Genomic DNA, 13,868 nt, shown 5'->3' with positions numbered 1-13,868 from the left:
TTTTAACTATCCAATGCGTCGCGAATCTCACGAATGAAGGTTTCCAGTGATTGTACTGCCTGACCAGGGGGCGCATCCTCCAAAAGACGAATAATGCGGCTACCAATCACCACAGCATCAGCACTGGCAGACACGGCCTTAGCGCTAGCAGCATCGCTGATTCCAAAGCCCACAGCAATCGGAATATCGGTTTCTTCACGGATTTTTGGGATGATGCTGGCCACGTCTTGGGTATTGAGGTTGGATGCTCCTGTAACACCGCGCATCGAAACATAATAGATATAACCAGAAGCTATTTTGGCGGCCTCTTTAATACGATCATGTGATGAGGTAGGTGCCAACAAGAAAATTGGATCAATGCCTGCAACACGCATGCGAGCAGCAAAATCTACACACTCTTCTGGTGGGTAATCCACAATAAGAACACCATCAACACCAGCGGCTTTTGCTTCGGTTGCAAAACGCTCTGCTCCCATTTGCTCAACCGGATTTGCATACCCCATCAGAACAACTGGCGTGTTGGCATCCTCCTTGCGAAATTCTTTCACCATCTCTAAGCAAGAATGCAAAGTTACCCCGTGCGTTAAAGCGCGTTCAGATGATCTTTGAATCACAGGGCCGTCGGCCATTGGATCGGAGAATGGCACACCCAATTCGATCACGCTTGAACCACCACGCACTAATGCATGCATCAATTCAACAGTTTGCTTAGGATCTGGATCACCTGCAGTAATAAAAGGAATTAATCCTTTTTTACCGGTTGCTTTAAGCTCTTTGAAGAGCGCAGTAATTTTTGACATAGCTAATTGGTTTTTCTATTTTTGTTTTCTTATTCTTATTTTCGTTTTATTTTTTTACTCAGCCTTCTGAGCCCGTTGCCTGCGCAACGGTATGCATGTCCTTGTCACCACGACCTGAGAGGTTAACCAAGATGGTCTTGTCTTTTGGCAAGGTCTTAGCAAGCTTGCAGGCATAGGCAATGGCGTGTGAGGACTCCAGTGCTGGAATGATGCCTTCAATCTGACAGCAGTCGTGGAATGCTTTTAGCGCTTCTTCATCAGTAATCGCAACATAATCTGCGCGACCAGAATCTTTTAACCAAGCATGCTCAGGGCCAACGCCTGGATAGTCCATGCCAGCAGAAACAGAATGCGTCTCAGAGATCTGGCCATTCTTGTCTTGTAATAAATAAGTACGGTTGCCGTGCAATACCCCAGGCGATCCAACGCAAAGGGCTGCCGAATGTAAGCCGCTTCCTAAACCATGCCCTGCTGCTTCAACACCAATGAGCTTCACTTCTGGGAAATCGATATAAGGATAGAAAATGCCCATTGCATTTGAACCACCACCAACGCAAGCTAAAACATAATCCGGTTGACGACCAGTCATTTCTGGCATTTGCACTTTGCACTCTTCGCCAATTACGCTTTGGAAATCTCGCACCATCATTGGATAAGGATGAGGACCTGCAACAGTACCAATGATGTAGAAAGTGTTATCGACGTTAGTCACCCAATCACGCATTGCTTCATTGAGTGCATCTTTCAAAGTTTTAGTGCCTGACTCGACTGGAACCACTTTGGCTCCCAACAACTTCATGCGGAACACGTTTTGGGCTTGACGAGCTACGTCAACAGAGCCTTGGTATACCGTGCAATCAAGGCCAAAGCGAGCACAGATGGTAGCAGTAGCAACACCGTGTTGACCAGCGCCTGTCTCAGCAATGATGCGAGGCTTACCCATGCGCTTAGCGAGCATGGCTTGGCCAATCACGTTATTGATCTTGTGTGCGCCAGTGTGATTTAAATCTTCACGCTTGAGATAGATCTGCGCACCACCGAGCATTTCACTCCAACGCTTCGCGTGATAAACCGGAGATGGTCTACCTACAAAGTGTTTGAGCTCGTAATGAAACTCTTCAATGAATTCTGGATCGTTCTGATATTTTGCATATGCTTCTTTGAGTTCATCTAATGCGAACATCAATGTCTCAGAAACAAACACGCCACCATAGGGACCAAAGTGTCCTCGTGCATCTGGCTTGTCGTACATAGCTACCTCTTTTGATTTATCTACAGCAAATTATTGGGATGATGCTTTGGCATCTGCTGCGCGCACTGCTTTTATAAACTCAGTCATGAGCGCAGGATCTTTAACACCCCTGCTGCTTTCTACGCCACTGCTGACGTCAACCGCGCAAGGATGTAGGCGTGCTATGGCCTCGCCCACGTTGTGCGTGTTCAATCCACCACTCAAAACGACCCGAGGCGCGTTTTCGCTTACCCATGTCTGTGGAATTCCTTGCCAATCAAAAGGAACGCCTCCGCCACCATATCCCTCAACGAGGGCATCCAGCAGAAAAGCGTTTGCATCCCCATATTGTAGGGAAAAATCATCAAATGCGAAGGCGGCTCCTACACGGGCAGCCTTCATCCAAGGCTCGCCTGCAGCAAGCTGGGCACAGCGCTCTGGGGTCTCATCCCCATGAAACTGCCATAAGGTGATCGAGGCAGCAGCCCGAATAGCAGCAAATTGCTCATCTGTGGCATTGACGACGAGGCCAACGGCATCTACCCCTGCTGGGAGTCTAGAAATGAGCTGGGCAGCGATATTGGGGCTGACAGCACGCACGCTTGGCGGGTAAAAGACAAAGCCAACCGCATCCACCCCTGCAGAAACTGCAGAATCAATATCTGCTGAGGTCTTTAATCCGCAGATTTTGACCCTAGTTCGACCCGGAGAATATGTCAGTAAGCCCATAAATGAATGATAAGGCCTGAGGCCCTTTATTTCTTGTGCTATCCAATGACCTGAGCTGGCAGCCAGGAGTTTTCCAGCCAAGGCTGGGGAATGGCAAATTCCTCTGGATAGGTGATTTTGGCCAAATACAAGCCATCCGCCATAAAGGTAGGGGCAGCGATTTGCCTATTCTTAGCACCCAAGACTTCAGCCATCCACTCGGGCTTTTGTCTACCCTGACCAATTTGCAAAAAACAACCGACCACATTACGAATCATGTGATGCAAAAAGGCGTTACCCCGAATCCGAAAGTACACCCAGGGTTGCTCGGAAATAATCTCAATGGAGTAAAGCGTTTTAATCGGCGTTTTACTTTGACACTCCGATGAACGGAAAGAACTGAAATCATGCTCACCAATTAAACATTCGGCCGACTTCTTCATTGCCTCAACATCAAGCCAATGATTTGGCGGCAGCATTAAGTAACCAGCACGAGAATGCGACATCGGCGAACGACATGGTCCTGCCTGTAAGGCATAAATGTATTCACGCTCATAAGCAGAGAAACGTGCACTGAACTCATCGGAAACGGGCTTAGCCCAATTCACCACAATCGATGACGGCAAGAATGAGTTCACCCCCCTTACCCATGAAAAGTCTTCACGCTCTACATTGGTATCAAAGTGGACTACTTGCCCTAAGGCGTGAACCCCCGTATCGGTCCTGCCTGCGGTATTCGTATGAATAGGATGCTGTGCAGAAGATTGTTCACCAACAAAAGCAGATATCGCTTTTTCTAGCTCGTCTTGTACTGTGTTGTGATTGACCTGCGTTTGCCAGCCAGAATAAGAGCTGCCGTCATATTGAAGGCCAAGGGCTATACGCATGATCAGGCGTTACGGTGCGAGATCTCTACCAACAAGCCTTGCGCTTCAATCGTAATTGCTGGATCTACCGAATTGCTGATGCGAAGCACTTCATCCAAAGATTTTTTTGCTGCAGAGAAGTCTTCAATTGTGATGTAGGCACGCGCAAGATTTAGTTTGACACGCAAGGTATCAGCCAAATGATTGGCTACAGGGGTAGTTGCTACAGGAATGGTTGCTGCCGGCGCTTCATTTGCGGGCTTGGAGAGATCAAGATCAATCCCATCAAAGAGCGCCTTTGCACGTGCCGGCATTTCAAATGGGGCTCCAGCAACTGGCTTTTCAGTTTTATCAAGCCCTTTAGCAGCATGATCGTGTGTAGTCTGGAATGTCGGCACTTCTGAGCGACGCGCGTTGCGAGCTAAACCCCAGAGCAATAAACCCGTTAATCCAATTAGGGTCACAGCCAGTATTGCTGGTCCGAAGCCACCTAGGCCAAAGTTATTGTCTACCGCCTTTTTCTCTTTAGATTTGTCTAAGAGCTTTTGCAGGTCAGCAATATTCTTTTCCAATTCAGCAACACGAGCCTTGGTTTGCTCCAACATCTTCTCTTGGGCAACTAACTCTTCTGTATAACGACGCTCTTGTTCATTGCCGTCAGCACTTGAGCCAATCTTTAAGCGATCTTTAGGTGATGCTTCAGTTGTTTTGGAATTTGTAGACTTGGATGTGCCTGAGGCTCCGTCCTTTTCTGCATGCTCTTGGCGCCATTGCTCATTAGCATCCGCAACAAACTGGCTTGCCTCTGCGGGACTGATTGAGCGTAATAGCGCTTGGCTTGGCTTAGACAACTCAGCACCAGCAGCCAAACGATTGATACTGCCACTGGCAAATGCATCAGGATTGGCTTTGTATAAAGCCATCATGGTTTGATCAAGAGTGGCGCCATCCAATTGAGGGGTCATGATGGCCGCAATTTCAGACAATGTTTGTCCGGGCTTTACTGTGACCTTCTGAACATCACCCAGTAGCAATGTGAATGTTTTGGTAAGACTGCCACTAGACCAATTGAGGTTTACCAATACATCCAAGAATGGATCGTCGGTCATCGGCACAGAGTTCACTGTCTCCACCAACACCATGAGTTTCTCTTGGCGATTGCGGTAAACCATTGCCTGTGGGTTGAGTTCAAGAATCTTTTGAGAAATTCCTAAGCGCTCGTAAGCTGCCTTATTCGGCATCGCCACATTAAGACTAGATAAAGCACCCTGCTCGTCAGTCCCAACCCGAATGGGGATCTCAACACGCAGTGGCTCACCGGGACGCGATTGCAGTTGTGGAGCGCCCAAAGAAATGGCGCTAGCAAATGAAGACCAGCCAAGCAGTACAACGCAAAGAAGCTTTAAGCCCAGCTGGCTAATACGAAACATAAAGGCTAAATTACTTCTCAAGCAAGATGCGCAACATGCGGCGCAATGGCTCAGCAGCACCCCACAAGAGTTGATCGCCAACAGTGAAAGCGCCTAAGTACTCTGGGCCCATCGCCATCTTGTGTAAACGACCAATAGGAACAGTCAATGTTCCGCTGATAGCAGCTGGAGACAAATCACGCTCCGTAGTCTCGCGATCATTTGGAACCACTTTGACCCATTGATTATCTGCAGCCAAGATAGCTTCGATCTCTTTGAGCGGAATATCTTTTTTGAGCTTGACAGTCAAACCTTGTGAATGGCAACGCATAGCACCAACGCGCACGCACAAGCCATCAATTGGAATGCTTCCAGGCGTACGGAAAGCAGGACGACCTAAGATCTTATTGAACTCAGCGCCACCCTTCCACTCTTCTTTAGTTTGACCATTCTCAACAGGCACGTCGATCCAAGGAATCAAGCTACCCGCTAGTGCAGTGTTGCGGAAATTCTTTTTCGGAAAATCAGCAGAGCGCAATGTCTCAGTTACTTTGCGGTCAATATCCAAAATCCATGAAGATGGGTCAGCTAATTCAGTGGCTACGCTGTCACGCAATGCGCCCATTTGTAGGAGCAATTCGCGCATGTTTTGAGCACCAGCACCAGAAGCCGCTTGGTAAGTCATCGCACTGATCCACTCAACCATGTCAGCCTTTACCAAGCCACCCATAGCCATCATCATCAAACTCACAGTACAATTAGCGCCGATCCAATTCTTACCGCCAGCAGCCAAAGCTTTATCAATTACCGGGCGATTAACAGGATCTAATACCAATACCGCATCATCTTTCATGCGTAACGCACTAGCTGCATCAATCCAGTGACCATTCCACCCTGCTGCACGCAGCTTAGGGAAGATGTCATTGGTGTAATCACCGCCTTGGCAAGTCAAGATAATGTCGCAACGTGACAATGCTTTGATGTCATTTGCATCTTGCAAAGTGCTTTCGCTCTTCGTTACTTTTTTACCATTGAGGAGCGGCACTTCGCCACCCGCCTGGCTGGTACTAAAGAATACTGGCTCGATCAGATCAAAATCTTTCTCAGCGAGCATACGTTCCATAAGAACGCTACCAACCATACCGCGCCAGCCAACTAAACCAACCAAAGGTGTTTGTGAATTTGCCATGATCTTTAACTATCTAGTAAATGTGTTTATTTTGTTTCTTGCTTTGTTTCTTGTTTTGTTTCTACTTATTTCTATTTAATGTCTTACGCAAGCGCTGCAACTACAGCATCGCCCATTTCAACCGTTGATACTTTTTTTGTGCCTTCGGTATAAATGTCGGCCGTACGTAATCCTTGCGCCAATACTTTCTGAACCGCCTTTTCAATACGGTCCGCCTCAGCAGGCATTCCTAAGGAATAGCGCAACATCATTGCAGCAGACAAAATCGTTGCCAATGGATTGGCGATGCCTTTACCAGCGATATCAGGCGCTGAACCGTGGCTTGGCTCGTATAAGCCCTTGTTGTTCTTATCCAAAGAGGCTGATGGCAACATACCAATAGAGCCAGTTAACATAGCCGCCTCATCAGACAAGATATCGCCAAAGAGATTGCCAGTCACCACCACGTCAAACGCTTTAGGCGCTTTAACCAATTGCATTGCCGCGTTGTCTACATACATATGGGACAACTCAACATCTGGATATTCTTTAGAAATACGAATCATTACTTCACGCCAAAGTTGTGAAGTTTCCAATACGTTTGCTTTATCTACGCTGCAAACTTTCTTGCCGCGCTTACGTGCCGCCTCAAAAGCAACGTGACCAATGCGCTCTACTTCTGGCTCGCTGTAATGCATGGTGTCGAAACCTTCACGTGCACCTTTGAATAGTGGCAACTCTGAAGTACGAATACCGCGTGGCTGACCAAAGTAGATGTCGCCATTGAGTTCACGCACAATCAAAATGTCCAAACCGCCAATAATTTCTGGTTTAAGACTCGATGCAGCAGTCAATTCCGGATAACAAATAGCGGGCCTGAAGTTCGCAAACAACTCGAGGTGTTTACGTAAACCCAGGATGGCTTGCTCAGGGCGAAGTTCGCGCGCAAGTGTGTCGTATTTCCAGTCACCGACTGCGCCAAACAAAATAGCATCTGCTTTTTTAGCCAGCTCTAAAGTGGCTGGTGGCAAAGGATGGCCAGCAACGTCATAGGCAGCACCCCCAACCGGAGCTTCTTCTAAATCAAACTTTGGGCCAAGCGCTTGGAGCACTCGAACGGCTTGAGCAACGATTTCCGGGCCGATACCATCGCCCGGGAGAACTGCAATTTTCATGAAAGGCCTTTAAATCAACGAAATTACGGCAATTGTGTCGCAAGCCAAGGCATCTTCAGAATGCGCTCGGCTTCATAAGCCTTGATTTTATCTGCATGTTGCAGAGTTAAGCCAATATCGTCTAAGCCATTGAGTAGGCAATATTTTCTAAAAGGGGCTACTTCAAAGCTGTAGGCTGTGCCATCAGGGGCAATTACCTGCTGAGCCTCGAGATCGATAGTGAGTTGATAACCGTTAAACGCTTGGGTATCGTTAAAAAGATGATCCACCTGCATTTCAGTCAAAACAATCGGCAAAACACCGTTTTTGAAGCAGTTGTTATAGAAGATGTCTGCAAAACTGGGTGCAATCACTGCTCTAAAGCCAAATTGATCCAATGCCCATGGAGCATGCTCACGTGAGCTGCCACATCCAAAGTTCTTACGAGCCAAGAGAATGCCGGCACCTTTATAGCGCGGTTGATTGAGAACAAAGTCAGGGTTGATGGGGCGATTACTGCAATCTTGACCAGGCTCACCATGATCTAAGTAGCGCCACTCATCAAATAGGTTTTGACCAAAACCAGTCTTCTTAATCGATTTTAGAAATTGTTTCGGAATAATGGCATCGGTATCCACGTTCTCGCGATTAAGCGGAGCAACTAAACCTTTGTATACCGTAAATTTTTCCATGATTCGACTTTTACTCTATTTGCTCTATTGATTTACTTCACAGGAGTAACGACAACGTCTTTACCCTTGGTTTGAGATTGATTATTTTGTTGTGTATTAGATCCGCCCATGGAAGTTCCCATGTTCTGCAAATCCTTACCAACACCTTCCATGGTGCTGCTACATGCAGAAATAATGACTCCAACGAGGCCAACAATTGCTAGCCTAGAAATTAAAGAGAGTGAAGAAAATTTCATTGATTCGTTTCCTTATGAAATCTTACGTACATCAACAAAGTGGCCTTCGATCGCTGCAGCAGCAGCCATTGCCGGACTTACCAAATGCGTACGACCACCATTACCTTGGCGACCCTCGAAATTACGATTCGATGTTGAGGCACAACGCTCACCTGGCTCAAGGCGGTCTGCATTCATGGCTAAGCACATGGAGCAACCTGGCTCGCGCCATTCAAAGCCAGCAGCCTTGAAAATACGATCCAAGCCTTCACGTTCTGCTTGGGCTTTTACCAAACCAGAACCAGGCACAACCAATGCCAACTTCACATTAGCAGCAACTTTTTTACCTAAGCGATCTACCACCTTAGCGGCAGCACGCATATCTTCAATGCGACTGTTAGTGCATGAGCCAATAAATACTTTATCTACAGAGATACTGCTCAATGGCGTATTGGGTACGAGGTTCATGTACTCCAAAGCACGCTCCATTGCTGAGCGCTTGTTAGGATCACGTTCTTTTTCTGGATCAGGAACACGCTCGCTAATTGCAAGCACCATCTCAGGAGAAGTTCCCCACGTCACTTGTGGAGCAATCTCTTCTGCACGCAATTCAACTACAGCATCAAATTTCGCATCAGCATCCGAATGCAAAGTTCTCCAATATTGCAAAGCTTGCAACATCGCAGGACCCTTAGGAGCGTATGGACGACCTTGAATGTATTCAATCGTGGTTTCATCTACAGCAACTAAACCAGCACGTGCGCCAGCTTCAATCGCCATATTACAAAGGGTCATGCGACCCTCCATCGAAAGGTTGCGAATGGCTTCGCCAGCAAACTCAATGGTGTAACCAGTGCCGCCCGCAGTACCAATCTTGCCGATCACAGCAAGCACGATATCTTTCGCAGTTGAACCAGGCTGTAAACGGCCATCAACCTTTACCAACATGTTCTTGCTCTTTTTCATGAGCAAAGTTTGCGTAGCTAATACGTGCTCCACTTCAGAGGTGCCAATACCAAACGCCAAGGCACCAAAAGCGCCATGGGTACTAGTATGAGAATCACCGCAAACCACAGTCATGCCAGGCAACGTTGCGCCCTGCTCTGGTCCAATAACGTGAACAATCCCTTGGCGGGTATCGTTCATCTTGTATTGAGTGATACCAAAGGCATCGCAGTTTTGATCCAAAGTGTCCACTTGCAACTTGGAGATTGGATCAGTAATGCCTTCCGAACGATCAGTCGTTGGTACGTTGTGATCTGAGACGGCCAAATTGGCAGAGATACGCCAAACTGGGCGGCCAGCCAAATTTAAACCTTCGAAGGCCTGCGGACTAGTTACTTCGTGCAACAGCTGACGATCAATATAGATCGTAGCTGTGCCATCTTCTTCTGAGTAAACAACGTGGTCATCCCACAATTTGTCATAAAGCGTACGAGACATGAGAGACCTTGGTTACCTTATTTACGAACTGTGATGTTTGGAACCTTGCGCGCTGTTTCGCCAACATACAACTGACGTGGACGGCCAATCTTGTACTCAGGATCAGTAATCATTTCTTCCCACTGAGCGATCCAACCTACTGTTCTTGCCAAAGCAAAAATACAAGTAAACATTTCTGTTGGGATGCCTAAAGCGCGTTGAACGATACCTGAGTAGAAGTCTACGTTTGGATAGAGCTTGCGACTTACGAAGTAGTCGTCTTCCAAAGCAATCTTCTCGAGAGTCATCGCCAACTTGAACAATGGGTCATCTTGGAGACCAAGTTCATTCAACACTTCATAGCAAGTCTCACGCATCAATTTAGCGCGTGGGTCAAAGTTTTTGTAAACGCGGTGACCGAAGCCCATCAAGCGAACGCTAGAGTTCTTGTCTTTTACTTGGGCGATGAATTCATGAATCTTATCTACACCACCTTGAGCTTGAATTTCATTCAACATCTGTAAACAAGCTTCGTTTGCGCCACCGTGTGCAGGGCCCCAGAGGCAAGCAATACCAGCAGAGATAGCAGCAAATGGATTTGTGCCAGAAGAGCCGCACAAACGGACTGTAGAGGTAGAGGCATTTTGCTCATGGTCTGCATGCAATGTGAAGATGCGATCCAAAGCACGAACCAATACTGGGTTTACTTTGTACTCTTCACATGGTGTTGCAAACATCATGCGCATAAAGTTTGCTGTGTATGACAAAGAGTTATCTGGGTAGATAAATGGCTGTCCTACGGAATACTTGTAAGCCATCGCTACTAATGTAGGCATCTTTGCGATCAAACGAATTTGTGCAACTTCACGAGCATGCGGATCGCTGTAATCAATCTCATCATGGTAGAAGGCAGCCATTGCACCAACCAAGCCAGTCAATACAGACATTGGATGTGCATCACGACGGAAGCCGCGCAAGAAGAATTGCATTTGCTCATGGACCATGGTGTGATGCATAACCATTTCGTCAAAGTCTTTTTTCTCTTTCGCGTTTGGCAATTCGCCATTGATCAAAAGGTAGCAAACTTCCAAGAAGTCGCAGTTGTTTGCCAAATCTTCAATTGGATAACCGCGATAGAGCAGCTCGCCTTTATCGCCATCGATATAAGTGATTTTGCTATTGCATGACGCAGTAGAAAGGAAGCCTGAATCGTAAGTGAACTTACCGGTCTGACCATAGAGCTTGCGAATGTCAATTACATCAGGACCTACTGTCCCCTTGTAAATTGGCAGATCAATATCTGGTGTGCCATCCGAAAACGAGAGTTTTGCTTTGATGTCCGATTCAATCATTTCTAATCCTTAGTCATTCAAAATTATGATTAATACACTATTCATTCATGCATCTATTTCTTTACTGCACCAAAAGACTGAATTACTTCTCTCTCAGCCTTTGTAAGACTATCTTGAAAGAGTCTGTTTGCATCTCTTTCTCCAGACTTTCCACAGAATCTTTGCGACCTATCAACAAATCCATTAGGTCGTTGTCATCTAAAGCTAATAACTGGCTTAAAACATTTCCATCTTCTGCGCTTAACTGAGAGCCATAACGCTCAAAGAAACGCTGCAGAATTAAATCATTCTCTAGCAAGCCCCTGCGAGCATCACTCTTTAAACGATATAACTCTGCATTGCCGAGGGTCATACTGCCCTACGAACCATCAACTCCTTGATCTTGCCAATAGCCTTCGTTGGATTCAAGTGCTTAGGACATACGTCCACGCAATTCATGATGGTGTGGCAACGGAACAAGCGGTACGGATCTTCTAAGTTATCCAAGCGCTGAGAAGTTTCTTCGTCACGGCTATCGGCAATAAAGCGATAGGCCTGTAACAAACCAGCTGGGCCAACAAACTTGTCTGGATTCCACCAGAAAGATGGGCATGAAGTGGAGCATGAGGCGCACAAGATGCACTCATACAAACCATTCAACTCTTCACGCTCTTCAGGGCTCTGGAGACGCTCTTTTTCAGGAGGTGGATTGTCGTTTACCAAGTAAGGCTTGATAGACAAATATTGTTTGAAGAACAAAGTCATGTCGACGATCAAATCACGCACAACTGGCAAGCCAGGTAATGGGCGCAATGTGATGACCTTAGGCAAAGTCAACATATTGGTCAAACAAGCCAAACCGTTTTTACCGTTGATGTTCATTGCATCTGAACCGCACACACCTTCACGGCATGAACGACGATAAGAAATCGTTTCGTCTTGCTTCTTCAAGGAAATCAAAGCGTCCAACAACATACGCTCACCAGTGAGTTCTAACTCATAACGTTCCATGCGTGGAGCTGCATCGACATCTGGATCGTAGCGGTAAATTTCGAATATACGGATATCACTCATTTTCTATTTCTCTTCGCTTAGAAAGTACGTTCTTTAGGTGGGAAGGAGTCAACTGTTAAAGGCTTCAAAATAACCGGCTTGTAAGCAAGCTTATTGCCCTCGCTATACCAAAGGGTATGCTTCATCCAGTTCTCATCATCACGATGAGGATGGTCATCATGTGAATGAGCGCCACGACTTTCTTTACGAGCCGCTGCAGAAATCATGGTTGCGTTTGCAGTCTCAACCAAGTTAGCCACTTCCAAAGCTTCAATACGGGCTGTATTGAAAATTTCGGATTTGTCTTTAACCCATAAGTGCTTAGCGCGCTCTGTCAATTTAGCCATTTGACGAACACCTTCGTCCATCAACTCTTGATTGCGGAATACACCAGCGTATTTCTGCATGCACTTACGAATGTCGTTAGCAACGTCTTGTGCGTATTCACCAGAAGTAGAGTTATCCAACTTCGCAATACGCTCCAATGTTTGCTCACCAGCATTGGCAGGCAATGGTTTGAATTCGCGATTCTTAAGGTCAAGACCAACAATATGATTACCAGCTGCACGACCGAATACTAAGAGGTCGAGCAATGAGTTAGTGCCCAAACGGTTTGCACCATGCACTGATACGCATGAGCACTCGCCGATGGCATACAAGCCATTCACGATTTCATTATTAATACCATTTGCGGGTACAACTACTTGACCATTGATGTTGGTAGGAATACCGCCCATCTGATAGTGAATGGTTGGCACAACTGGGATTGGCTCTTTAGTAACGTCAACGTTAGCAAAGTTAATGCCGATCTCATAAACAGAAGGCAAACGCTTCATGATGGTGTCGGCGCCAATGTGTGTCAAATCGAGCACAACATAGTCACCGTTAGGACCACAACCGCGCCCTTCTTTAATCTCTTGGTCCATTGAGCGAGATACGAAATCGCGTGGAGCCAAATCTTTTAGTGTTGGCGCATAACGTTCCATGAAACGCTCACCATCTTTATTGCGCAAGATACCGCCTTCACCGCGGCAACCTTCTGTCAACAACACACCCGCACCAGCTACGCCAGTTGGGTGGAATTGCCAGAATTCCATATCTTCCAATGGAATGCCTGCGCGAGCAGCTAAGCCCATACCGTCACCGGTATTAATAAATGCGTTTGTTGATGCATCCCAAATACGGCCTGCACCACCAGTAGCCAACATCACAATCTTGGCTTCCAAGATGTAAACCTGACCTGTTTCCATTTCGAGAGCGGTAACACCAACAACGTCACCAGTATCATCACGAATTAAGTCGAGGGCTAACCACTCAACAAAGAAATTAGTCTTTGCGCGTACGTTGCGCTGATACAAAGTGTGCAACATTGCATGACCAGTACGGTCAGCAGCAGCACAAGCACGTTGTACTGGCTTCTCACCGTAGTTTGCAGTGTGGCCACCAAATGGACGCTGATAAATGGTGCCATCTGGGTTGCGGTCAAACGGCATACCAAAGTGCTCTAGCTCATAAACAACTTTTGGAGCTTCGCGGCACATAAATTCGATCACGTCCTGGTCACCTAACCAGTCGGAACCTTTAATGGTGTCGTAAAAGTGATAGTGCCAATTGTCTTCACTCATATTGCCCAATGAAGCACCGATACCACCTTGTGCAGCAACAGTATGTGAACGTGTTGGGAAAACTTTAGTCAGCACAGCAACATTCAAGCCGGCTTCAGCCAACTGCAATGATGCACGCATACCTGAACCACCTGCTCCAATAATCACCGCATCAAAACGGCGGCGTGGCAATGATTTTTTAATCGCAGTCATCG

14 protein-coding genes are annotated in these 13,868 nt (G+C 46.7%); all 14 read right to left on the bottom strand.

Going from position 1 to position 13,868, the window contains the following annotated elements:
• Positions 1 to 2: 2 nt before the first annotated feature.
• Positions 3 to 800 (bottom strand): tryptophan synthase subunit alpha, encoded by a 798-nt coding sequence (gene trpA / locus ICN18_RS08770; protein ID WP_216190132.1) that lies wholly within the window; start codon positions 798 to 800, stop codon positions 3 to 5.
• A gap of 58 nt (positions 801 to 858) precedes the next feature.
• Complete coding sequence (gene trpB, locus ICN18_RS08765; RefSeq protein ID WP_216190131.1) at positions 859 to 2,052, bottom strand: tryptophan synthase subunit beta; 1,194 nt, start codon at positions 2,050 to 2,052, stop codon at positions 859 to 861.
• Between the two features lie 30 nt (positions 2,053 to 2,082).
• Positions 2,083 to 2,760 carry a phosphoribosylanthranilate isomerase gene (locus ICN18_RS08760; protein WP_216190130.1) on the bottom strand — a complete coding sequence of 226 codons (678 nt, stop codon included), beginning with the start codon at positions 2,758 to 2,760 and terminating at the stop codon, positions 2,083 to 2,085.
• Positions 2,761 to 2,798: 38 nt separating this feature from the next.
• Positions 2,799 to 3,626 carry a tRNA pseudouridine(38-40) synthase TruA gene (gene truA, locus ICN18_RS08755; protein WP_216190129.1) on the bottom strand — a complete coding sequence of 276 codons (828 nt, stop codon included), beginning with the start codon at positions 3,624 to 3,626 and terminating at the stop codon, positions 2,799 to 2,801.
• A 2-nt stretch (positions 3,627 to 3,628) separates the two neighbouring features.
• The gene (locus tag ICN18_RS08750; protein ID WP_216190128.1) at positions 3,629 to 5,035 is read right to left on the bottom strand and encodes a FimV/HubP family polar landmark protein; all 1,407 of its coding nucleotides are present in this window, start codon (positions 5,033 to 5,035) and stop codon (positions 3,629 to 3,631) included.
• A gap of 10 nt (positions 5,036 to 5,045) precedes the next feature.
• Positions 5,046 to 6,203, bottom strand: a complete 1,158-nt coding sequence (gene asd, locus ICN18_RS08745) for an aspartate-semialdehyde dehydrogenase (RefSeq protein WP_216190127.1) — start codon at positions 6,201 to 6,203, stop codon at positions 5,046 to 5,048.
• An 83-nt stretch (positions 6,204 to 6,286) separates the two neighbouring features.
• Positions 6,287 to 7,357: a 3-isopropylmalate dehydrogenase gene (gene leuB / locus ICN18_RS08740; RefSeq protein WP_216190126.1), complete on the bottom strand. Its 1,071-nt coding sequence runs from the start codon at positions 7,355 to 7,357 to the stop codon at positions 6,287 to 6,289.
• Positions 7,358 to 7,380: 23 nt separating this feature from the next.
• Positions 7,381 to 8,028, bottom strand: a complete 648-nt coding sequence (gene leuD / locus ICN18_RS08735; protein WP_216190125.1) for a 3-isopropylmalate dehydratase small subunit — start codon at positions 8,026 to 8,028, stop codon at positions 7,381 to 7,383.
• 32 nt (positions 8,029 to 8,060) lie between these two features.
• Positions 8,061 to 8,264: a hypothetical protein gene (locus tag ICN18_RS08730; protein ID WP_216190124.1), complete on the bottom strand. Its 204-nt coding sequence runs from the start codon at positions 8,262 to 8,264 to the stop codon at positions 8,061 to 8,063.
• Positions 8,265 to 8,276: 12 nt separating this feature from the next.
• Entirely contained in the window at positions 8,277 to 9,686 is a 1,410-nt protein-coding gene (gene leuC, locus ICN18_RS08725) for a 3-isopropylmalate dehydratase large subunit (RefSeq protein ID WP_216190123.1), read from the bottom strand.
• 17 nt (positions 9,687 to 9,703) lie between these two features.
• Complete coding sequence (gene gltA, locus ICN18_RS08720; protein ID WP_216190122.1) at positions 9,704 to 11,017, bottom strand: citrate synthase; 1,314 nt, start codon at positions 11,015 to 11,017, stop codon at positions 9,704 to 9,706.
• Positions 11,018 to 11,099: 82 nt separating this feature from the next.
• On the bottom strand, positions 11,100 to 11,369 hold the full coding sequence (locus tag ICN18_RS08715; protein ID WP_216190121.1) for a succinate dehydrogenase assembly factor 2: 270 nt from the start codon (positions 11,367 to 11,369) through the stop codon (positions 11,100 to 11,102).
• Complete coding sequence (locus ICN18_RS08710; protein ID WP_087909832.1) at positions 11,366 to 12,070, bottom strand: succinate dehydrogenase iron-sulfur subunit; 705 nt, start codon at positions 12,068 to 12,070, stop codon at positions 11,366 to 11,368. Before ICN18_RS08710 ends, ICN18_RS08715 begins: the two co-directional genes overlap by 4 nt.
• A 17-nt stretch (positions 12,071 to 12,087) precedes the next feature.
• Positions 12,088 to 13,866: a succinate dehydrogenase flavoprotein subunit gene (gene sdhA, locus ICN18_RS08705; protein ID WP_216190120.1), complete on the bottom strand. Its 1,779-nt coding sequence runs from the start codon at positions 13,864 to 13,866 to the stop codon at positions 12,088 to 12,090.
• Positions 13,867 to 13,868: the final 2 nt, after the last annotated feature.

The sequence above is a fragment of the Polynucleobacter parvulilacunae genome (assembly GCF_018881715.1).
Lineage (GTDB): Bacteria > Pseudomonadota > Gammaproteobacteria > Burkholderiales > Burkholderiaceae > Polynucleobacter > Polynucleobacter parvulilacunae.
The sequence above is the reverse complement of the archived record's forward strand: the minus strand, read 5'-3'. Positions and strand labels throughout refer to the sequence as shown.